Below are 21731 nucleotides of genomic sequence, written 5' to 3'. Positions count from 1 at the left end.
CGACACAATCCGTCGCGGAAACCGCCAAGGCTTGCGGTCTGCCGTCGCGGTAATGCCGCAACGGAACGAAACTCTCGGCGAGTTCCGCTACCCAAACCCCGACCTCGGCGGATCACTCGTCATTCGACAGACCGTCGTGAAACACCGTTTCACGCCCGCGGCGTTGTGATCGCTAGAGTTATTGTGACCATCAAGGATGTCCGCTCTGCGAAGAAAGGCTTGCCGCGAGTCCGAAGAGAGAGTGTGTGTACCACTGGAACACCCGGGACCCAAAACCATGCCGTCGCTCCGTTTAAAACTCACCGCCCTTTTGGCCGCCGCCGCGGTCGGTCCCTACGTCGCGACCGAAACCGACGTCGGGCGAAAGTCAATGTCTACGGTCCGTTCACTCTTTGGCGGCGCGTCGACTGGCGACGCAATCTCTGGCCTGGCCCCCGGGATTGCGGCAACTGAAGAAGAGCGGACGAGCGGGTATGCCAACCACTCGCACTACGAGATCGAAAAACTGCGTCAGGTCGGCGCCGATCGGTATCGTTACGACACCGAACTGGCGCGCAAGCTGGGCGCGATTCCCCAAGATCCGGCCGAGGAACCGACGCTCAGCGGATACCAGGTGAAAGACCTCCGCGAGGTGTTGCGATTTGATATCGGCCCGGATTGGGTGGTCAACCGATTCTCACGGGTCAGCACCGTGCTGGCGGACCTGAAGTTGAAAGGACTGCGGGTGCCGGTGGTGACCGGGATCATGGCCGACGACGTGGCGGGAACGCTGACGTTCTATTTCGACCACTCCGATCGATTGCAACGCTTGACCTTTCATGGCTTCACCGGCGACCCGGCAAGATTCGCGGAGATCATGACGTCGTATTTCGGTCTGGCACGCGAACCGGCGCTCGAAGCCGGCGCGTTTACGAAGCGTTGGAACGGTCGGCCGGTCCATTTCATGCGTTTGACCCACGCGCCGGTCGTGTACAGCAACGCCGTTCATCAAAAATACACGGTGTTCTTGGAACTGAATCAACCCGACTTGGCGTACGGGATCAGCGAAGAAGCACGCAAAATCGTGATTTCGGACCGCCACACCGGTCGCTGGTAGCGTCGTGATGCCGTCTGACCGTATGATGCGGCCACACTGATTTTCAAGTTAACCCAAGGCATCTGTGCGGTGAATTCAGAACCTTCCGAAACCCCCGATGGCGATCCGGTTGATTCGGACGAATCACGCTCGGTCGAGGCGTCCGATCTGCGGTCATCGTGTGACGATGCGAACGAGTCCGACTTGGCATCCGAACCCGTCGGCGTTTCCCCAAGGGCGGCCGCGCTGGAGAAATTGCCCTCACTGGCACGGATCACCTCGGTGATCATGTTGATCGCCGGCATCTTGGTCGTCGGGTTGCTGTTCTACAAGGTCATGGTGGGGTTCTTCATCCCGCTGTTCATGGCTGCCGCGTTGGTGGTGATCTTTCGCCCGGTGAACGAGTGGATCCTGAAAAAGTTGAGGGGCCGCAGACGAACCGCCGCGATCGCAACCACCTCGGTGATCCTGTCGATTGTGCTGTTACCGATCATCTTGTTATTGACCGTGGCGATCGGCCAGTTGACCGGGCTGGTCAGCCGCACCGACCTGGACGATCTGAAGGCCGCATTTGAACGCGGCCGCACACGACTGGGATTGGAACTGCAACACGCCGATCGATTCCGCCGGCTCGACGAGCTGGCCGGGATGATGGATCAGATCGACCAGCCCGAACTGGTGCGGTCGCAGATTGCCGAATCCAAGGAACTGATCACGTTCCTAGAATCCGAAGTCGTCGGGGCATCCCCCACCGGGGAAACCGGCGAGCTTGCGAGGGAGCAACTGACACAGTTTGCCGAAATCGTGGAGCAGCTGGAAACGGTCCAACAGGCCGACGCGACCGCAGAAAGCATTGCGACCGATCGAATCATGGTCGAAGAACGGTTTCACCGCGGCTCGGTCGTCGCCTCGGCGGCCATTCACGCCTGGATGAACGCCAAGCTGGGCGGATCGTTTCGCACCGAAGTCAAATTGCTGACCAACCCGAGCGAAAAGGATTTGGCCGAAGCGGTCCGCGCGGTGCGTGAATACCTGCAGCCGCGGTTCGTCAAGTTTTCCGGTGTGACGGGCCGAGTCGTCCTCCAGGTCGCGATCGGCATGTTGATCACGGTGATCTCCATCTACTTCTTCTTCGTCGACGGCCCGGCGATGGTGCGAACATTGATGCGACTCAGCCCCCTCGATGACGCTTATGAATTGCGTTTGCTAGGCGAGTTTGAAAAGACCAGTCGTGCGGTCGTGTTGGCGAGTATCTTGAGTGCGGTCGTCCAGGGCTTTCTCGCCGCAATCGCGTTCTTCTTCTGCGGGTTCGAATCCTTCATCCTGCTGTTCATGGTCACCACCGTGATGGCATTGATTCCGTTTCTCGGCGCCGCGTCGGTCTGGGTGCCCTGTGCGATCTATCTGGCCGCGGTCGACCAAAGCTATGGATCCGCGATCTTCCTGGCCATCTACGGCGCCGCAATCGTTTCATCGATCGATAATGTAATCAAAGCCTACGTCCTGCACGGCCACTCCGAACTGCATCCGCTGGTCGCACTGTTGAGTGTCCTCGGCGGCGTCCCCGTTTTTGGCCCCATCGGAATCCTGATCGGCCCGATGGTCGTCGTCTTCTTGCAGACGCTGCTCGAAATCCTGAACCACGAACTGGAACTACGCGACGCGCCCAAGCAAGAATCGGTCAGTACTAGCCAGTAATTTCGGGTTCCGACGGGAGAGCCGCATCTTCTTGTCACCCATTGTCTTGTCGTCTTCTTCTACGATTTTTCTGCCAACCCTTTTTTCTGTCCCCCCATGCCTATCAACGCCCCTCAATTCGAATCCGTCTGCGCCACCGCACGCCAGGCCGCGATTTTTCATTCCGCCGCCGATGCACTGGAATGGGACGAACGGACCGGGATGCCGCTGGCCGCCGGTGACTATCGCGCCCAGCAGGTCAGCACGCTTCGATCGTCGGCACACCAACTGCGGACCGATGACCAGTACGGCGATGCGTTGCAGGCGTTGATGGGCCAGATCGACGACTCGGATCCGCATTCGGATCAAGTGGCCACGATCCGTGGCCTGCATCGGGATTTCGAGCGTGACAAGAAACTGCCGCTGGATTTGGTCACCCGATTGAGTGTCGCGACCGTGCGCGGCCAGCAGGTCTGGGACGATGCGAGGAAACGAGATTCGTTTGATGCGTTTCAGCCGGCGCTCGACCAGATCATCGGATTGAAACGCGAAGCCGGTGCACGGATGGCCGAAGGGACCTCGCGCAGTGTGTACGAGGCGTTGTTGGATGAGTACGAACCCGATGCCCAAGTCGACCAGCTCAACCCGGTCTTCAGCGACTTGAAACAGCAATTGAGCAAGCTGATCGTGGCGGTGACCGATTCACCCCAACAACCCGACATCGCACCGCTACAACGCGACTTCGCGATCCCCTCGCAACGGGAATTCAGTCGCAACGTCGCCCAGTGGGTCGGCTTTGATTTCACACGCGGTCGCTTGGACGAGACCAGTCATCCGTTCTGCACGACCTTGGGACCGAACGACTGCCGCATCCTGACACGCTACGAAACCAATTGGCTGCCCAGCGGATTGTTCGGCACGTTGCACGAAGCCGGACACGGCATGTACGAACAGGGACTGAGACCGGATTGGTTCGGGTTACCACCGGGCAGCTTTGTTTCGTTGGGAATCCACGAATCGCAATCGCGGCTGTGGGAAAACCAAGTCGGACGCAGTCGTCCGTTTTGGGACTGGTTGTACCCGAAGGCGGTGGAGGCGTTTCCGGAGCAATTGGGTTCGACGGGGCTAGACGAATTCTACTTCGCGATCAATCAAGTCCGCCCGAGTCTGATCCGGGTCGAAGCGGATGAGGCGACGTACAACCTGCACATCTTGATCCGATTCGAGCTGGAGCAAGCTCTGATCAACGACGAGTTGTCGACCGGCGATTTGCCAGACGCCTGGAACCAGCAATACAAAGACTGCCTGGGCATCACACCGCCGTCAGATGCCGATGGAGTGTTGCAGGACGTGCACTGGAGCGCGGGCTTGTTTGGTTACTTCCCGACCTACACGCTAGGTAATTTGGCCGCCGCCCAACTGTTCGACGCAGCCGCCGACGCCCTGGGCGATCTCGATGCGATGTTGTCCGAAGGTGACTTCACGCCGCTGTTGGACTGGTTGCGAGCCAACGTGCATCGACACGGACGCTGTTACAGCGGATCCGAGTTGGTCGAAAACGCGACCGGCAAACCGCTCTCGTCAACGCACTTGATGGGCTACCTGGAAAACAAACTCCGCCCACTGTACGGAATCTGACCACCAACTACCACGAATGTACGAGTATAAAACCGTCGTCTTAACGGTTCTCCCCAGACCGCAGCACGGTCCCCCACGTCCGGCTTCCGATCTCCCCTCGCTCCCAATCTTGACTGCGGCCCTACCACCCCCTGCCATCGGGTGGCGCGGGATGTTCCGCGGTCCAACCACGGAAGATGTACTTTTTACCTCGGTCGGACCACCAATAATTGATTGTTCCACATCTGAATTGATCGCAGCCGGGATTATTTAACCACGAAGGACACGAAGAGCACGAAGGATGGAATTCGATGGCCTATCACATCGCGTCATTGGATGTGCGATTGAAGTTCATCGTGCGTTGGGGCCAGGTCTACTTGAATCGGCATATGAACAGTGCCTCGCTCACGAGTTCACACGCAGCGGAATTCCATTCAAGCTTCAGCATCCGCAGCCGGTTGAATACAAAGGCATTCAGCTGGACTGCGGATATCGAATCGATCTACTGGTTGACGATCAGTTGATTCTCGAGCTGAAAAGCGTGAGCAAACTGGCTGGGATTCATGTAGCACAAATGCTGACTTGCATGAAGCTTTCCAACGTCAAAGTGGGATTGCTGATCAACTTTAACGTGACCAAGCTCAAAGATGGAATCAAACGATTCGTCCTGTGATTGTCTCGGCTTCGTGTTCTTCGCGTCCTTCGTGGTTGAACCTTCCCCCTGTCCGACGAATGCCGTGTAGAATGCGTACCCACGCGATGCACGACGAGCGGCGAAGTCAAGTTGTATGAAGTGGTCAATCAACCGTGGCCGCCGCGTGATCCCGGACGTTCGTGGCGGTAGACGTGGCTGCGATGGTCCGGCGTCTGGCGTCCATGCTGCGGACGGGTGCGCTTGAATTTAACCCACTTGAAGTCGTCAAACCTCCGTTTCCTGGGATTCGCTATTGAGGTCACGGTTTGACGGGGGCGCGGTCGACTCGGCTGAGGAAGACAAACCGACGCCTGAAACGGTGACAGAACTTTGTTGCAGGATCCAACAAGATTGATCGTTCGCGTTTGGCTGGTCGGGCAACGTGCCTTAGGCCCGGAGAGCCGGCAGAGTGTCTGCCGGTGGTGTCAGCCCTCGGCAAACATTGTGCCAGCCCGCTGGGCTTCGTCTCGAAGGCTTTGCGAGCTTTGGTGCTTTTCAGCACGCCCCAGGGTGCGTTATGGCACCGCTGGGCGGTATCGCGACAAGCCTTCGTGGACGGAGGTCTTTCGGGTCGGCAACGAGGCATGTCCGAACTGGTACCGCAACTTGAATTCGCCTTGCGCTAAGAAACTGGCACTCTCTGAGAGGATCCGCTCTAATCCGGCCCTGTGACCAGCCCACCCGACGGCCGACAGAGTTCTGAAGCACGGTCTCTCCCCGTTGCTCCGCATGAGCGGATAGATCACATTTCGTTCTGCCACTCAACGAATCTTGAATCGGGTCGATCCATGACAACACCTGCAATTATACTGCTGCTCTTGATGGTTCCCTTCTTGGTCTCGCTAGCCATCAGGTACTTTCACCGTTCTGAGAATCTCGTTTCGGTGTTTTCCGCCGTACTGGGAATTGCGCTCGTCTTCGCCTTCACAGGAATCGGTCACTTTGTCAAGACGCAGCCAATGTCCGAAATGCTTCCTTCGGCTGTTCCGCTTAAGATTCCCCTGATCTACTTGACGGGAGTTCTGGAGCTAACGGCCGCGGCTGCCGTTCTCGTCCCCCGGCTCCGAAGGCATGTCGGGTGGTGTCTGATCCTCATGTTGCTATCTTTTTTGCCCGTCAACATCTACGCCGCAATTAACCGAATGGGTATGGGCGGCCATCAATGGGGACCGTCCTATCTCCTCATTCGCGTTCCTTTACAAATGGTACTGATCTCTTGGGTTTGGTACTTTGCAGTTCGCGCTTCCCACGGTGCGGCTGCGGGCAAAGGTAACATGGCATAGCAGTGGCATGAAGGCGGAACCGCCAGTCGTGTTTTTTCAGAGGGCCAGTCGTGTTTTTTCAGAGGGATCGCCCACCGTGGCGTTCAGGTATTGCCAGACACGGTTGCCCGTGCCATTGGTTTCAGCCCGCTTTACGGGAATTACCATTTGACCTCAATTCTTGGTTCAGCGACGCACTAGAATGATCGGGTTGCCCACACCCTAAACCGAATCAAACGGAGCGTTTCATGGAACGCCATCTCGCGTGCCACCCGTTTTTTCTTGCCACAGCTTGTGTCGTGTCGATCATCAGCTCGGCGGACCACGGCGTCGCCCAAACGGAATCGCCGATCAAGTGGGTGAGCAATGATTCGTTGCCCCAGGGCAAAGGGTTCGCAGCTAAATTTTCCGCCGATCGAGACATCGGCAGCCACCCCGCCGTCATCTTTTCCGACGACTTCGAGTCGGGTGAACTGGGGGCGAAATGGGACGAAACCAGCAACCGTGGTGACGCGTTGGCTTTCGTCAAGGAATCGGTCGGCTCCGCTTCACCGACACAAAAACTGCTGGGCGCGCGTTCGTTGAAAGTGACGGCAACCTTGGGAAAGAACACCGGCGGCGGGTTCACCAAGTGGTTTGAGTCGGCCGATCGGCTGTTCATCCGCTTTTACACGAAGTTCGACGAAGATTGCGATTACGTACATCATTTCTGTACGCTGCGTGCCAACAAGTCGCTCCGCGGTGGGGATCGCTGGAGCGGATTCGGAGGGGCAGGAATTCTGCCCGATGGTGAGGAACGCTTTTCCACGGCGATCGAACCGTGGGGGAATTGGGGGCGGTGGTCTCCTCCGGGGCGTTGGAACTTTTACAGCTATTGGCACACGATGAAGCCAAGCCCCGACGGAAAGTACTGGGGCAACGGATTTCGTCCCGAATCACAGCCCGACATACGGCGCGGGGAGTGGATTTGCGTTGAGTTCATGATTCAACACAACACACCCGGTAAGAACGATGGCGAGCAGGCGTACTGGATCGACGGAGAGCTGCGCGGACATTGGACGGGATTCAATTGGCGCACAAGCCCGACTCTTTTTGCAAACGCCTTCACTCTGGAAAGCTACGTGACCGATCGCTGGACGAAACAGCCCCAAAACATCGTTTACTTCGACAACGTCGTGATCGCAAAAGAGTACGTCGGCCCGTCGATAGCGGGGCGACAGTGACGCGGGAGCCACGGAAAAACCTCGTTCCCGCGCTGGAGCCCGGGAACGAGGTGTGAAGCCGCATCGTCCAGATGTTGCGTGACAGATCGATCGAGTTATCCCTGTTTGCGACGATCGTCTTCCAGTTTCTTGGCGAGTTGTTTTGCCTCCTGAAGGTGCGTTCCGACCTTCGTGGCAGCTTGGCCGGCAAGTTGTTTCAACTCTTCTGGGCCTTCCGATTCAATGGCACGCAACTCGGCGAGCATCATTGTGTGAGCCACACACTGCTGACCAAGGAAGGCCATGCTGAAGTCTTGCCCGTCGTAGTTGCCGAGCATTTCCTTGGTCATTTTCAGTGCATTGTCACAAGCTTTTTCGGAGATTTTGCAAAGTTTCTGTGGGACGATGTCGGCCTCTTGACGCATCGCCGAATGGGTGGATTGATCATTGGCGGCGAATTGATTTCGATTCAGGTCGCGATCGGCCTGACGAATCCGCTCTTGACCTGATCGGCCTTGGCGATCGCCCTGGTCAGCTTCGCTTCGCACCGAGTGCCATTGACCTGCGTGTTGTTGCAGCTGCTGATTGAGTTGTCGATGGTCTCGCACGATGGTCTGGGCCAGTTGTCGCAACTCCTGGTTGTCGGTCTTCTGGTACGCCATCTGAGCGAGTTCGATTTCAGCCTCATTCGCTTTGATCAGCTTTTGCACCAGGGCTTCCTTGACGGTCGGCCCGGGCTGGCTCGATGATCGCGAGTCGGTAGCGACCTTGCGTGCTTCGTAGCGATCACCTGGATCGGCTTGCTGCCGGCCGTCTTGCTCCTGTTGCACGGTCGCTTGATCGCGTGTCGTTACTTGTGCTTGTAGGACGGACAATCCGGGAACAATTGCAAGAACGAGTGCTACAGCAGTAAAGCGTGACATTGACATTTGGGAAACTCCGAACGGATCTTGGGGAATCACTGCGGCGACGTTGCCGCGATGACGTTCGGCGCAACGGGATTGCATGTTTCATTCCCAATCCCGGCCGAGATTAATTTGACAAACGATGTTCACCTAAGGATCACAATCGGATCACTTGCGAAGCCTATTTAGACAGCCGTTTCAATGGATCGAGATTGCAGAAGGGCTTCAAGGTCGAATCAGGAACGACACAGTGGTGAACACGTTCACAGCGATCAAGACCGACCGCGTTGGTCTGTTGGCGACCATTCACTGCAGCGAAAAAGACCAATGTCTTGAGTCCAAAAGCGACCGACAATCGTACGACATTTTCTCTGACTCGCTTCAACGGCCATCGTCGCATTCTGTTACACTCCAACCTCTGTTGTACGTTTGTCAGTGCCTCGGAATTGCTGTCTAAATAGGCGTGTTGAAATCCCAGTCGAGCAAAGGCTGCGCCTTCGGGGGCCTCCTGCAATGAACTTTCAACCAGGGACTTCTCTGTTTCTATGGTTGTTGGCGATCCTGGTTGCTGCAGCGTCCGCGACCGGAGTGCATCGCATCTTCGGTCCGCGTGGTGGGTGGGGGCTGGCCTTCATTCCAGCCGGTGTGGTCGCATCCATGTTAAGGCTGTGGCCTTCGGTTGTCGGCATGCAAGCGGTGACAATATCGTTTGATTGGGTGCCGGAGTTGAATCTGGCGTTGACGCTGCGACTGGACGGCCTGAGTTTGCTGTTCGCGTTGCTGATCACCGGCATCGGAGCATTGGTGCTGGTCTATGCGGGGGGCTATCTGAAGGGCGACCAGCGTCTGGGGCGATTGTGGGCATTTCTGCTGTTGTTCATGGCGGCAATGCTGGGGCTGGTGCTGGCCGACAACCTGCTCACGCTCTTTATTTTCTGGGAATTGACCAGCATCACGTCGTATCTGTTGATCGGGTTTAACAGCGACAAGCCGGAGTCACGCGCGTCGGCATTGCAGGCGTTATTGGTCACCGGAGCGGGAGGTCTGGCGTTGTTGCCGGGCTTGCTATTGCTAGGGGTCGCGGGCGGTTCCTTTGAGATTTCATCGCTGCTGAACGATGCGGAATCGATTCGGCAACACTCGTTGTACGTCCCGATGCTGGTGTTGATTCTGGCAGGAGCGTTCACCAAATCGGCGCAGTTTCCGTTTCACTTTTGGCTGCCCAATGCGATGGCGGCACCCACGCCGGTGAGTGCCTATCTGCATTCGGCCACGATGGTTAAAGCGGGCGTGTACTTGATCGCTCGGATGCATCCGATCTTGGGTGGGACGAACGAATGGTTCTGGATGATTGCCTCGGTCGGCGCGATCACGATGATCGTCGGCGGGTTGTTGGCCTTGCGGGCCGCAGATCTAAAACAGATTCTTGCCTACGCCACCATCAGTGTGCTGGGAACGCTGACGATGTTGCTGGGCATCGGAACTGAAGCGACGGTGACGGCCGCTCTGGCGGTCTTGGTGGCGCATGCGTTTTACAAAGGCGGGTTGTTCATGGTGGCCGGCGGCATCGACCACGCCGTTCACCAGCGGGACATTCGCAAGCTGGGTGGACTTCGATCGGCGATGCCCGCGACGTTTTCCGCGGCCTGTTTGGCGGGGCTTTCCATGATTGGGATGTTGCCGACGTTCGGGTTTGTTGCCAAGGAAGTGTGGTACGAATCGATTGGCGATGCTTCGCAACGGCCGTTTTTGGCGGCGTCCGTGTTGTCGAACATTTGCCTGGTCGCCGCGGTCGGGCTGGTCTGCGTAACACCGTTCTTTGGGCGACGAACCGAGACGACGCGCGAGGCGATGGAGAACAATCTGGCGACCTGGGCACCACCCATGTTTGCCGGCATTGTCGGTCTGCTGTTAGGATTGTTGCCGACACGTATCAGTGAATTGTTGTCCGCGGCGGGGCATGGTGTTGTCGGACACGCCGTGCCGGTCAAATTGGCGTTGTGGCACGGCGTGAACGTGACGTTGTTGCTGTCGCTGTTGACGCTGGCGGGAGGCTTCACGCTGTATTGGCAGCGGCATCGGATGGAAGCTTGGTTCAGCGGGGTGGACCGGTTGGCGCAGTTCGGCCCGGCCCAGTGGTATCATCGATTGCTGACGGGCGTGATTGAATTGGCTCGAGGGCTGACGGCGATTCTGCAAAACGGATACCTGCGATTTTATTTGCTCACCATGGTGGGGCTGACGGTCTTCAGTGTCTGGATGGCACTGGGAAGCGAGTTGCAGTCTCGACTCCATCCGGTGTCGCTGGACCTTCGCGTGCATGAAATCCTGTTGATCGGACTGATTCTTGCGGCCGCGGTGGTGGCGGTTCGCGCGACGACGTGGCTGTTGGCGGTGGGAGCGCTCGGAGTGGTGGGGTACGGCGTCGCGGGGATTTTTGTGATGTTTGGCGCGCCGGATTTGGCCATGACCCAGTTCGTGATCGAAACCTTGACGGTCGTGTTGTTCGTCCTGGCGTTTTCCCGGCTGCCCGACTTTCGCCGTCTCTCATCGGCAGCGACACGTGTCCGAGATGCCGTGATCGCAGTTGTCGCGGGCGCAACGATCACCGCCTTGTTGTTGTTCGCGATGACGGTTCGCAGTGATCACCCGATTTCTGACTACTACAGCGCCCACAGCGTTGCGGAGGCCCATGGTCGAAATCTTGTGAATGTGATTTTGGTTGATTTCCGGGCGCTCGATACACTCGGCGAGATCACCGTGCTGTCGATTGCCGCGATCGGCGTCTATTCGCTGTTGAAGCTGCGGGCGTCAAAAGAAGGTTCTGTCGACGATAAGACAACGGCGGATCCACCGGCGACGAGTGCCCGGCACACGGAGGGCATGTGACGATGGACTCTGTGATCCTAAGGACGGCGATTCGATTTCTGTTCCCCCTGCTGTTGCTCTCATCGGTGTTTCTGTTCTTACGCGGCCACAACGAACCCGGAGGCGGATTCGTCGGTGGGTTGGTGGCCAGCGGCGCGATTGCCCTGTATGCGATGACACACGATGTCGCGGCCGCCCGCCGGGTGTTGCGTGTGTCGCCGCGAGTGTTGATCGGTTCGGGACTTTTGCTGGCACTTTGTTGCGGCCTCGCTCCCTTGGCGATCGGCCGCCCCTTTTTGACGGGTCTGTGGATCAACATCACGAGCAGCGGCCTGGGAAAGGTTCATCTCGGCACCCCGTTGCTGTTCGACCTGGGGGTCTATTGCGTGGTGACCGGAGTGTCACTGGTGTTCGTTTTTTCCCTTCTTGAAGAGTAGCCGCTCATGGACATTGCATTGGCCATCACCGTCGGCGGTTTGTATGCGGCGGGCATCTACATGATGATGCGGCGCAGCGTCGTCAAGCTGTTGATCGGGCTTGGTCTGCTCAGCCACGCCGCCAATCTGCTGATTTTCACCGCGGGCGGAATCGTGCGCGGCCGTGTGCCGGTGGTGCCGAACGGTCAATCGCAACCGATCACGGAGATCGCCGATCCCTTGCCCCAAGCGCTTATACTAACCGCCATCGTGATCAGCTTTGCGGTGTTGGCGTTCGCGCTCGTTTTGATTTACCGCACCTACCAAACCTTGGGCACCGATGACCTGGACCAATTGAAGGCGACCGACACGTGAATCCATCGATCGCCGTGATTCTGCCGATCGCGATCCCGCTAGCGACGATGGCGATCTCGTTGCTGGCGTGGAAGTCGATTGCTGCGCAGAAATGGCTCGGGTTGGCCGGATCAGTGCTGCTGTTCTTCTCGGCCGCGGCGCTGATGTGGCTGGTCGATCGCGACGAAATCCTGGTGTTACAGGTCGGACGTTGGCCGGCGCCGTTCGGCATCACGCTGGTCGCCGATCGATTGAGTTCGATCATGGTGATGCTGGCGGGAGTGGTCCTGTTTGCGGTGACGCTGTACTCCTTGGCAACGATCGATGATCGCCGCGTCGACTACGGTTTTTTTCCGTTGATTCACTTGTTGCTGATGGGGGTCTGCGGAGCGTTTTTGACCGGTGACCTGTTCAACCTGTATGTCTGGTTCGAAGTGATGTTAATCGCTTCCTTCGTGCTGCTGACCCTGGGCGGAGAACGCGGCCAGCTGGAAGGGGCGATCAAGTATGTCGCGTTGAACCTGATCTCCTCGGCGGCCTTTTTGGCGGCCATCGGTGTGATCTATGCGGCGACCGGAACGTTGAACATGGCGGACCTGGCGGTGAAACTACGGAGCTTTCCAGATGAAGGCATCGTCACGGTGTTGGCAATGCTGTTCGTGATTGCGTTTGGAACCAAAGCGGCCGTCTTTCCGCTGTTCTTCTGGTTGCCCGCGTCGTACCACACGCCGCCGGTCGCCGTCTCGGCGATCTTTGCGGGATTGCTGACGAAAGTCGGGGTGTACTCGCTGATTCGCGCCTTCACGTTATTGTTCGTGACCGATTTGGCGTTCACGCACAATCTGTTGTTGCTGATCGCGGGGCTGACCATGGTGACGGGTGTTTTGGGGGCGATGGCTCAAAGCGAGATCCGCCGCATCCTGTCGTTTCATATCGTCAGTCAGATCGGTTACATGCTGATGGGACTGGCTTTGTTCACACCGCTGGCACTTGCCGGTTCGGTCTTCTACATCATTCACCACATTGTTGTTAAAACGAACCTGTTTTTGATCGGCGGGATTGCCGAACGCCGTTTTGGGAGCGGACGGCTTTCCGAGATCGGTGGGTTGCAACGATCCATGCCGGTGCTGGCTATCTTGTTTTTTCTGTCGGCGATGTCGCTGGCCGGGATTCCGCCGTTGTCCGGTTTTTTTGCCAAACTGACGCTGGTCCGCGGCGGATTGGAAACAGAACGGTACGCGATCATTATCGCGGCTCTGGTCGTTAGTCTGATGACCTTGTTTTCGATGACAAAGATCTGGGCCGAAGCGTTTTGGAAGCCGGCGCCGCAGGAAGCGAGGGCGTCGCTCCCCGCACGGCACGACTCACGCCGAGGACGCATTGCCCTGTTCGCGCCGATCGTGTTGTTGGTGACCATCACGGTGGGGATCGGTGTGCTGGCAGGGCCGGTGATGAAAGTTTCCTACGCCGCGGCAGAACAATTGCTTGATCCCGACGCGTACATCGACGCCGTGTTGCCCGACCGTTTGGCGGCAGAGGGCGATCTCGACCGGCAGGGCAAGCTGAATGAGCAGATCCCCACGAACCGCAACCCATCGACGCTGAACGGACCTCCGACATCACTACGAGACGAAGATTGATCCATGACGCACTTTTTGTTCAACATTCTTTTGTCACTGGTCTGGGCCTTGGCCAGCGGTCAAATCTCGCTGCTCAGCTTGGTGGTCGGATTCATCCTGGGCTATTGCGTGTTGTGGTGCGCCCAACCTTTGATGACGCCCACTCGCTATTTCCGGCGACTGCCGATCGCGATTCGATTCGCCGGATTCTTTCTTTGGCAACTCGTGTTGTCGAACCTGCGTGTCGCCTACGACGTCATCACGCCTCATCTGTACATGCATCCGGGGATCGTTGCTGTGCCGCTGGACGCGAAGACAGACCAGGAGATCACGTTTCTGGCCAACCTGATCACCTTGACTCCCGGGACACTCAGCCTGGACGTGTCCGAAGACCGGCGGACGCTGTACGTGCATGCGATGTTCGTTGATAGCCCGGACAAAGTTCGCGACTCGATCAAGCAGGGCTTTGAACGGCGCCTGCTGGAGTTGCTTCGATGAATTCCTTTCTTCTTTTGACGGATCTGACATCGATCATGCCGCTACTCGCCTCCGAGTCGTGGGTGAACGCGACGGCGCGTGTTTCGATGTTCCTGTTTGTGATCGCCGTGGGGCTGGCATTTTTGAGGGTGGTGCTCGGGCCCACCTTTCCCGACCGCGTGGTCGCGTTGGATCTGGTCGCGACGTTGTTGGTGGGGTTGATCGCGGTCAGTGCGATTGAGACCGGCGACGCGATTTTTCTGCGAGTCGCGATGGTGGCCGCGTTGTTCAACTTTATCGGAACGATCGGCTTTTGCTGGTATCTTCAGAGGGGCCCGAACAAATGAGTGATCTCGTCACGGTCTTGTTGCTGATCACCGGCACCTGCTTTGCGTTGTTGGCCGCGATCGCGGTCGTCCGAATGCCCGACCTGTACACGCGGATGCACGGCGCGACCAAGAGCGCGACACTGGGAGTCGGTTGCACGGTGCTGTCGGCGGCGGTGGGTTTGGCCAACATGGAAACCACGACGGTCGCGATCCTGATCATCGGCTTCCTGTTCGTGACCACTCCGGTGGCTGCCCACATGATCGGCCGAGCCGCCTACCGACAGCAGATTCCAATGTGGAAGGACACGGTGATCGACGAATCGCCACGCGGGCATTCGGCGATCGACGTGTCGAACGACGGTGACCAGGTCCCGCCTTGACCGATCGCGTGCGGTTTTCAACTAGGAAACCTCGGGCGTTTGAGTCCTGTGACCGCCCCACCTGACGAGCGAACGATGCATCTACAATTCCGCAACTATCGTCCCACTGACCGCGACGTGTGCACGGCCGTCTTTCGGACAAACGTGCCGCGATTTTTTCATGAGGACGAATTCAACGACTTCTTGCAGTTCATTGATACATCCGGCTGCCCCTACTTCGTCGTCGTGTCGGAAGCGGCCCTTCTCGGATGTGGAGGTTTCGGGATTCGTTCCGGAAGTGACACCGCAGACCTTTGTTGGGGAATGGTCGACGCGCGCCAACATCGACGACACATCGGAGAATTCCTGCTCTTGGCCCGCCTGTACAAGATTGTCAGTGAGACGAATTCCAAATTCGTACGGCTCGGGACGTCTCAGCTGACCGCGGGCTTTTTTCAACGGTTCGGCTTCACCACGCAGTCACACATGCCCGATGGTATCGCCAAGGGGCTGGATGACGTTCAAATGCACCTGAGGTTAACGGACGACATACGTGCATCGATTCAACGGCGGTGGCAAGAATGCACGCGATGACTGAACAATCGTCGTTGCACCACAAATGCGAATGTATTGCAATCCGTTTTTGCTCGTCGTTCTTAGTCGCGTCTTTTCTGGGGCTGGTAGTATTTCGGAGGCGGGAATCGAAAGCCTTGGCGGCTTCCGCGACAGGGGGGGCGTTTCCCAGTTGCTGATGAAACGCCAGATCAGTCGGGCTATTTTGAGGGGATCCGGTTCAGCGTGTAGTAGGCTTCGGAATGCAACAGCGGCTGTCCGATTGCGTCGCGAACGCCCGGGGCGTTCAGCTCGTGCACGAAGAAGGGCCGCAGGCCTTCGATCCGCAGTCGCACGCGCATCCGATCTTCGGACACTTCGGCGGCGACGATCGACGGAGTCTTCGTTTGAATCTCGTCGCTGCCATAGGTTGCGTGATAAAGGTAGGTGTAACTGCTCATCCGATAGGAATTCACATCGCCGGCCGACACCGGATCAACCGGCAACGTATACGTCAGCTCGAACCCGTCAGGCATGGCCCGCATCTCTTTGATTTCGAACGGTGTTTTCCCGGTCCAAATCAACCGCTGCAACCCATAGCTGGCTCGCCCCAAACTGCTCCATCCGCGATTGGTCAATCCGACGAACATGCTGCCATCGGCGCCCTGCGTCATTCTCAATACGGCCGACGCGAACCCCAGGCGGAACGGAAAGCAGGCACCCTGGTATTCCCCGTCGACCAATTCCAGATAGACGCGGTTGACGCCGGCCTGGGTGAATTCACCGATGAACAATTGACCGGCGAACGGGCCGAACGCACCGCCGCTATGGTCCAGCATGATGTCGGTGGTGGATTGCCCCATCTTTTTGTAGGGAAACCAAACCGCCGGAGGACGCAACGCGTTGAATTGTTTCAGGGCTTGGGGGAGCGGCAGTCCGCTGGGGATCTTTTCGACACCTTTGATCGTCGATCCCGGTTGATTCATTGACGCCAACGCTTCGGCATGGTGGAAAAAGACGCCGGGCCGCATGTGGTGCAGAGAATTGGTCGCCACCCAATTGCCCTGTTGGTCGGTGTAGAACATGTCGCCGGCGGCGTTGGCTCCGAGTCCAGAGGGTGAACGCATGCCGGCACAGACCGGCACCAGGTCGCCCGCCGGAGTCACTTTCATGCCCCAACCACGCCAGCGACCTTGGCGATAGCCCAATGCGGGGTTGGGGACGACCCGTTGTAGTTGATCGTCTTTGAGCCCCAACCCGATGTTCAGCGTGATCCAGAGGTTTCCATCGCCATCGAGCTTGGGACCGTAGGCATATTCGTGATAATGTCCGGTGACGCCCCAACCTTTCGCTGCGGTCAGGTATTCATCGGCGACGTCGTCGCCATCGACATCGCGAAGCCGCGTCAATTCGCTCCGCTGGGTCGTGTACAAGTCGCCGTTGTGATACAGCAAGCCCAAAGGTTCGTGCAGCGCGCCGGCGAATTTCTTGTAAGTGACGTTGCTGGGCGGATCGTCGTACACGCCGTCCAGGAGCCAGACTTCGCCCTTGCGAATCGCGACGGCCAATCGCGAATCCGGCAAAAACGCGAGCCCGCCGACTTCCAATGCCAATCCGTCGGGCGCAGGTTTCCAGTTCTTGGACCGGGAATCCGTGGCCGCTTTGGCGACCGAGACATCGATCAGCCGGTAATACTCGTCTTCGCCGCCTCGCAGCTGTTTGGCGGGAGGCGTGCACGCCAACAAGGCCAGGATCAGAACTCGAATCACCAACGGTACTCCAAGACAACAGGACTAGATTTGATGTTCTCAAGTGGGAGTTGCCAGTGCGTCTGCTGATCGGTCTGGATCAGCGCGGCGTACTGCGCCACTTCCTCGCGCAACCGGATCATCAACCCTTGGTCGTCGGTAAACCCGGATCGCCCGCGGGATTGCAAACGCTTGGCGGAATGAACCCGCAAAGCAAGTGGTTTGCCGGTCGCTTTGCCGCCCATCGTGACGGTTCGTTTGAGTGTTTTGTGGTCAACGGCTTCGATGCGATCTTCGACACGGACACCATCGACATCGTACAAGAACGTTGGCACACCCGCGTCATCCAACCGGTAGCCGCCGAACCGATACGCGGGGGAGCCGCCTAAGTCATCACCGTGAACGAAAAGCGGCTGGGTCGGCATTTGGACCAGAGCGTCGCCCAGCGGATCCGCCGGTGGCGTGAACCGTTCGAACCAAGTTCCACGGGCGTCCAAGAAACGTTGTTTCCAGCCCACGGCCAACCGCACGCGTTCGGCATCGAAGGCGTAGTGAATGCCTTGGGGAAACCCGACCGCGATGGCATGCGTTCCGGCTTGTTGCATGAACGTCCGCAACACAATCGGTTTCTCACGCGGCAACAATTCATAGTTCGCCGAACGCACGGTTTCGATCTTCTCCGGCAGCGGTTGTTTGTCCAGAAACTTCAAGTAAGCCCAGATCGCTGAAATCTGGCGTTGCACGTCGCCGCCGAGCAATTCAGGGCGGTTGCTCTTTCCGTCGGGGAAGAACGTCGGCATCCGCGTCCGCTTTTTGACCGCACTGGGATTGAGCACGAACTCATAAAACCACTTCGGTTCGATGCGATTGGTGGTACCGGCCAAGTCGATCCCCACCACGCCCGGCAGACTTTCACCGCGAAACGAGTGACATCCGACGCACCCGGTGTTGATCAGATCGCGTCCGGCTTGGGCCATCGCTTCATCCGGTGGCAATAGATCCATCGCGTCAGGGTTGTCACTGCGGTCGGCAATGGGAAAGCCGGCGATCAACGGGCTGACGGTTTCACTGGAATAGGAGGGCATTCGAGCGGTCATGAAGGGGCGATGCGAAGGGGTTTTCGGATAGAATACCGCGGCGAGTGCTTTCGGCGTTAACTTTCGCCCCACCCCTCCCAGCGTCGGCGGCAGTTTGCCTTCGTCACCCAAATCCACGTGTCCGACGGTCTCGAAGTACGCCTTGCGATAGCGTCCGACACCGCCACGGTCGTCACGTCGATGGCAACCGTAGCAATTCAGTTGTAGCATCCGATAATCGACATCTGCCGCGGCGGTTGGCGACGCGATGTCGTGATCGCCAAGCCGAGCGAGGATGGCCGAACGCTGCTCATCATCCAACGTGTATCGAGCCATTTGACCGACGGGGGCATCGAGACAGCTGGCCGCAGCGGCGGGATTTAAGTCTCGCAACGGTCGTCCAACCGCAACACGCTGGACACCGGTTGCATCATGGCAGGCAACACAGCTCAGCCGAACGAACAGCTCGCGTCCAGTCTCGATCAATTCCTGTGACGCACCCGTGGGATCGATCTCGGTCGACCGCGACGCTTGATCGCGAAGCAGATAGGAGGCGATATCGGCCGCTTCGAGCGGGGAGAGTCGCAACGAAGGCATCCGCGCACTGGGACGTGTTTTTGTCGGATCCAACAGCATCATCGTCAACGACCGCAGCGAATACTTGTCCGGCAATTCGCTGTGCGGCACCGAATCAACGCGCCTCGCTTCGCTGGCCAACCCCAGGTCTTCGATCTCTTCGGGATCCAACTGTTCGAGCAATTCATCGATCGCTGAGGGTTTGGATTCTACCGTTTCATAGTCCGGATCGGGGTCATGGCAGGCGACACAACCGACGGTGTGATAGAGTTTGTTGCCGCGATCGACATCGCCGCGTTTCCAGAATTCATGAATCACCGGCAGCGCTCCGCCGGCTTTGATGACCGGAAACGGTTGTTGCTGCGATCCCAGAAATGCGACCAACGCGTCGATCGCTGCGTCACGCTGCGAATCGGGAACTAGCGCCAAAGCGTGCGGCATGGTCGTGGTGGGCTTCGCGGCCGACGGGTTGGCCAGGTACGCCCTGATCCATTGCGGCTGCAACCGAATCCCGGCACCGCTCAGCCGTGGCCCGCGTTTGGGCTCAAGCCACGGGTCGTCCGCGGCGTGACAGGCGACGCAACTGAGCTCGCTGATCAACAACGAACCGGCCACGCTCTCGGGCAGTTCCCGGTGGCGGGCAAAGCGATCAAACCCGCTGACCATCGACGCCGCGCTGGTCGATCGGGCGTCGGTTTCGGACGCGAGTGCCATCCCCCCCGAGCCCCATCCAGCAGCTACGGTCAAGGCATAACAAAAGCACCGCCAACCACGGCGCAAAAAAACGTTGGCTTCTGTTCTTGAATTCAAGTTGTCATTCCCTGTTTGCGATCCGCGAGACCTGCCGCGCGGCGACGTTACCCATCATTGCCCATTCAGTTCGCAAGCCGGCGTCAATTCGGCTGTATTTCCAGGATCAAGATCCGGAAACCCTCCCCCGGTTTGGCGACCGCCGGCCACTGCACAATCTCTTGCTTGCTCGGCTGGCCGAACGTTCCGTCAAAGGGATTAAACCAAGTGGTGGTCATCGTCTGGCCACGAGCCTGCTGGGGCAACCGGAGTCCGATGAAATCACATTCTCGTGGAACATAATAGACGTGCAGTCCTTTGCCGTTGTGAAGACAGAACCCCGCGTTGCTCTTCTTGTCGCCCGCGATCAGGTTGCCCAAGTCATACCGGTCGACCAGGGTTCGAAGATGACGATAGTAATTCAATCGGGGCCGAGATTCATCCGGCAGGGACTGAAAATCCGGAATGACCACATTCCAGGCCGCGCCCTGCCAATAATGCGTGGGGAACGTTCCGGCAAAGACGCATTGATAGGCCCGTTCCAGGCAAACCTCCGGCGACGTGTAATTGCCGGTGAAGACGACGTAGGGACCACGCTCATACCCGCCGTGTTCAATGTTCAAGATCGGCTTTCCTGGGATGTCTTTCAGCACGTTTCGCATCACACTGTAAAGTTCTGAACTCCACAGTTGCACCGAAACGAAATCGATCTTTTCAGGAAACCGTCGGCAATAGCCGTAGTCGTGCACCGTGATCAATCGTTTGAAGGCATCCGAACGCCGCAATCGTTCAATGCGTTTGTGGATGTAGGTCACGTCCGTGTGCCCGTACCCCAACGCCTCTTTCGAAACGTCCCAGACCAGATTCGGATACGCTTGGTAGCGGCTGACCACGTAATCGAAGTAGCGGTTGTCCTCCGGCGATTCGGCTTCGGGCCAGTTGACGCGTTTGTTCCAGACATAGACCATCAGGTGGGCGGCAATTCCTTTTTGGTCCAAGTACTCGATCACTCGGTCGAGACGTTGAAAGTACTCGATGTTCAGCTGCGAATGATCGGGCGAGTCGTTGGTTCCGGCGAACGGGAACGCATTTGGGCTGCCGTAGTCATCGATGGCGGTCAGACGCGGATCTTTTTTCCAGTTCACGTCGTAGGCAAAGACATTCATCACCACCTGGTTGAATCCGTTGTCGGCCAGTGCGTCGACCAACGTACGCGTCTTGGGAATGTCGTCGGGGTTGTAGGCATCGAGTGCGAACAGCCAATCACATTCGAATGCGATCGGATAGTAGTGGTCGCCATTTTCGTAGCGGAATTTCCGCGGCGATTGGTCATCGATCTCGATGCCCCCTTTCCGTCCGTCCCGAGCGGGATTGATATTCAACGATCCCGTTTTGCCATCCAGGTCCGATTGCGACGAACGGGTGCGGTAAGTCCAACGTCCGGGGGCAGATGGCGTGAATCGGATGCGGTATTCATGGTTCCCGTTGTAAAACCCCGGCACGTCGAAGCGTTCTCCGGACTCGGCGGTGAATGTTGCCGCAAATTCTACGTCCGTCGGTCGATCCGAAGGCGTCTCGACAAGAAACCGAAGATCGAGAACGTCCCACTGTGCGGCCGAGAAAGTCCGGTCATTCTGGTGGTCGATCGTTTCCGCCGCGGATGACGGCGTGACAAACATCAGCAAAGCAGCGACGATCACAACAAGACGGAACGCAACGCCGTCGACGCGAAACCTCGTGGTTTGCCTCTCGAACGTAGTTACCTTCGCCAGAAGGTGGTTCCCCAGCGTTTTCCAGTCGCCGGCGAGCGCAAGGGAATTAGGGTGACTCTGCCGAGCGAGACGGAGAATTGTTTTCATTGCAGTGGAAACGGTGAGAAGGGGTGGGAGGGCTTGGGCATCGTCAGCAACGGGGATGATAGCCATTCGCTATACAAGAGGCAGCCATCGTTGGTGTCTGGCTTTAGCCGATTCCCAGGCAAACGCTCTCTCACGTGCGACGGCCCTTCCGGGCGGTCGTCGTCAACGACTTTCCGAGACAAACCCAAAACAACGTCATTGCGGCGCACATCATATTCGCTGTCCGCAGCCGTCGTCAGCCGAGGGCGAAGCGGTGACCATTGATTCCTAATCGAAA

At 57.9% G+C, this 21731-nt stretch carries 18 protein-coding genes; 14 read left to right on the top strand and 4 right to left on the bottom strand.

The features are described from left to right. The first annotated feature begins 277 nt into the window (after positions 1-277). From H1B37_RS03275 to H1B37_RS03250, 6 genes are all read left to right on the top strand, one after another. Positions 278-1096 carry a DUF6690 family protein gene (locus H1B37_RS03275; protein WP_182865179.1) on the top strand — a complete coding sequence of 273 codons (819 nt, stop codon included), beginning with the start codon at positions 278-280 and terminating at the stop codon, positions 1094-1096. A 69-nt stretch (positions 1097-1165) separates the two neighbouring features. Beyond that, a complete protein-coding gene (locus H1B37_RS03270) occupies positions 1166-2773 on the top strand; it encodes an AI-2E family transporter (RefSeq protein ID WP_182865178.1) in 1608 nt (535 codons plus the stop codon). A 96-nt stretch (positions 2774-2869) separates the two neighbouring features. Next, entirely contained in the window at positions 2870-4390 is a 1521-nt protein-coding gene (locus H1B37_RS03265) for a carboxypeptidase M32 (protein ID WP_182865177.1), read from the top strand. A 280-nt stretch (positions 4391-4670) separates the two neighbouring features. After that, a complete protein-coding gene (locus H1B37_RS03260) occupies positions 4671-5042 on the top strand; it encodes a GxxExxY protein (protein ID WP_182865176.1) in 372 nt (123 codons plus the stop codon). Between the two features lie 809 nt (positions 5043-5851). Beyond that, positions 5852-6346, top strand: a complete 495-nt coding sequence (locus H1B37_RS03255; RefSeq protein WP_182865175.1) for a DoxX family protein — start codon at positions 5852-5854, stop codon at positions 6344-6346. A 227-nt stretch (positions 6347-6573) separates the two neighbouring features. Beyond that, positions 6574-7548 carry a hypothetical protein gene (locus H1B37_RS03250; RefSeq protein WP_286177360.1) on the top strand — a complete coding sequence of 325 codons (975 nt, stop codon included), beginning with the start codon at positions 6574-6576 and terminating at the stop codon, positions 7546-7548. Positions 7549-7643: 95 nt separating this feature from the next. On the opposite strand, the gene H1B37_RS03245 is transcribed toward H1B37_RS03250, so the two are convergent. Continuing rightward, positions 7644-8534: a DUF4142 domain-containing protein gene (locus H1B37_RS03245; protein WP_286177359.1), complete on the bottom strand. Its 891-nt coding sequence runs from the start codon at positions 8532-8534 to the stop codon at positions 7644-7646. Positions 8535-8945: 411 nt separating this feature from the next. On the opposite strand from H1B37_RS03245, the gene H1B37_RS03240 reads away from it, so the two are divergent. The 8 genes from H1B37_RS03240 to H1B37_RS03205 all read left to right on the top strand — a co-directional run bounded on the left by H1B37_RS03240 (position 8946) and on the right by H1B37_RS03205 (position 15448). After that, on the top strand, positions 8946-11321 hold the full coding sequence (locus H1B37_RS03240; protein WP_220498009.1) for a putative monovalent cation/H+ antiporter subunit A: 2376 nt from the start codon (positions 8946-8948) through the stop codon (positions 11319-11321). Between the two features lie 2 nt (positions 11322-11323). Beyond that, a complete protein-coding gene (locus H1B37_RS03235) occupies positions 11324-11737 on the top strand; it encodes a Na+/H+ antiporter subunit B (RefSeq protein ID WP_182865174.1) in 414 nt (137 codons plus the stop codon). A 6-nt stretch (positions 11738-11743) separates the two neighbouring features. Next, positions 11744-12091, top strand: a complete 348-nt coding sequence (locus H1B37_RS03230; protein ID WP_182865173.1) for a Na+/H+ antiporter subunit C — start codon at positions 11744-11746, stop codon at positions 12089-12091. Then, positions 12088-13710, top strand: a complete 1623-nt coding sequence (locus H1B37_RS03225) for a Na+/H+ antiporter subunit D (protein WP_182865172.1) — start codon at positions 12088-12090, stop codon at positions 13708-13710. Before H1B37_RS03230 ends, H1B37_RS03225 begins: the two co-directional genes overlap by 4 nt. A gap of 3 nt (positions 13711-13713) precedes the next feature. Further along, entirely contained in the window at positions 13714-14187 is a 474-nt protein-coding gene (locus H1B37_RS03220; RefSeq protein ID WP_182865171.1) for a Na+/H+ antiporter subunit E, read from the top strand. Further along, the gene (locus tag H1B37_RS03215) at positions 14184-14513 is read left to right on the top strand and encodes a monovalent cation/H+ antiporter complex subunit F (protein ID WP_220498008.1); all 330 of its coding nucleotides are present in this window, start codon (positions 14184-14186) and stop codon (positions 14511-14513) included. Before H1B37_RS03220 ends, H1B37_RS03215 begins: the two co-directional genes overlap by 4 nt. Continuing rightward, a complete protein-coding gene (gene mnhG, locus H1B37_RS03210; protein WP_182865170.1) occupies positions 14510-14875 on the top strand; it encodes a monovalent cation/H(+) antiporter subunit G in 366 nt (121 codons plus the stop codon). The genes H1B37_RS03215 and mnhG overlap by 4 nt, the downstream gene beginning before the upstream one ends. A gap of 75 nt (positions 14876-14950) precedes the next feature. After that, positions 14951-15448 carry a GNAT family N-acetyltransferase gene (locus H1B37_RS03205; protein WP_182865169.1) on the top strand — a complete coding sequence of 166 codons (498 nt, stop codon included), beginning with the start codon at positions 14951-14953 and terminating at the stop codon, positions 15446-15448. Between the two features lie 179 nt (positions 15449-15627). On the opposite strand, the gene H1B37_RS03200 is transcribed toward H1B37_RS03205, so the two are convergent. The 3 genes from H1B37_RS03200 to H1B37_RS03190 form a co-directional block, all read right to left on the bottom strand. Further along, positions 15628-17151 carry a hypothetical protein gene (locus H1B37_RS03200; protein WP_436298133.1) on the bottom strand — a complete coding sequence of 508 codons (1524 nt, stop codon included), beginning with the start codon at positions 17149-17151 and terminating at the stop codon, positions 15628-15630. A gap of 20 nt (positions 17152-17171) precedes the next feature. Then, complete coding sequence (locus tag H1B37_RS03195; RefSeq protein ID WP_182865168.1) at positions 17172-19520, bottom strand: cytochrome c family protein; 2349 nt, start codon at positions 19518-19520, stop codon at positions 17172-17174. A gap of 179 nt (positions 19521-19699) precedes the next feature. Beyond that, entirely contained in the window at positions 19700-21274 is a 1575-nt protein-coding gene (locus H1B37_RS03190) for a DUF5060 domain-containing protein (protein ID WP_182865254.1), read from the bottom strand. Between the last annotated feature and the right edge of the window lie 457 nt (positions 21275-21731).

The sequence above is a fragment of the Stieleria mannarensis genome, assembly GCF_014154935.1.
In the GTDB taxonomy this organism is placed as follows: Bacteria; Planctomycetota; Planctomycetia; order Pirellulales; family Pirellulaceae; genus Stieleria; species Stieleria mannarensis.
The sequence above is the reverse complement of the archived record's forward strand: the minus strand, read 5'-3'. Positions and strand labels throughout refer to the sequence as shown.

Coding starts and splice junctions, on each gene's coding strand:
- H1B37_RS03275 (WP_182865179.1), top strand. CDS start 278: ATGCCGTCGCTCCGTTTAAAACTCACCGCCCTTTTGGCCGCCGCCGCG.
- H1B37_RS03265 (WP_182865177.1), top strand. CDS start 2,870: ATGCCTATCAACGCCCCTCAATTCGAATCCGTCTGCGCCACCGCACGC.
- H1B37_RS03260 (WP_182865176.1), top strand. CDS start 4,671: ATGGAATTCGATGGCCTATCACATCGCGTCATTGGATGTGCGATTGAA.
- H1B37_RS03255 (WP_182865175.1), top strand. CDS start 5,852: ATGACAACACCTGCAATTATACTGCTGCTCTTGATGGTTCCCTTCTTG.
- H1B37_RS03250 (WP_286177360.1), top strand. CDS start 6,574: ATGGAACGCCATCTCGCGTGCCACCCGTTTTTTCTTGCCACAGCTTGT.
- H1B37_RS03245 (WP_286177359.1), bottom strand. CDS start 8,534: ATGCAATCCCGTTGCGCCGAACGTCATCGCGGCAACGTCGCCGCAGTG.
- H1B37_RS03240 (WP_220498009.1), top strand. CDS start 8,946: ATGAACTTTCAACCAGGGACTTCTCTGTTTCTATGGTTGTTGGCGATC.
- H1B37_RS03235 (WP_182865174.1), top strand. CDS start 11,324: ATGGACTCTGTGATCCTAAGGACGGCGATTCGATTTCTGTTCCCCCTG.
- H1B37_RS03230 (WP_182865173.1), top strand. CDS start 11,744: ATGGACATTGCATTGGCCATCACCGTCGGCGGTTTGTATGCGGCGGGC.
- H1B37_RS03220 (WP_182865171.1), top strand. CDS start 13,714: ATGACGCACTTTTTGTTCAACATTCTTTTGTCACTGGTCTGGGCCTTG.
- H1B37_RS03215 (WP_220498008.1), top strand. CDS start 14,184: ATGAATTCCTTTCTTCTTTTGACGGATCTGACATCGATCATGCCGCTA.
- mnhG (WP_182865170.1), top strand. CDS start 14,510: ATGAGTGATCTCGTCACGGTCTTGTTGCTGATCACCGGCACCTGCTTT.
- H1B37_RS03205 (WP_182865169.1), top strand. CDS start 14,951: ATGCATCTACAATTCCGCAACTATCGTCCCACTGACCGCGACGTGTGC.
- H1B37_RS03195 (WP_182865168.1), bottom strand. CDS start 19,520: ATGGCACTCGCGTCCGAAACCGACGCCCGATCGACCAGCGCGGCGTCG.
- H1B37_RS03190 (WP_182865254.1), bottom strand. CDS start 21,274: ATGTTTGTCACGCCGTCATCCGCGGCGGAAACGATCGACCACCAGAAT.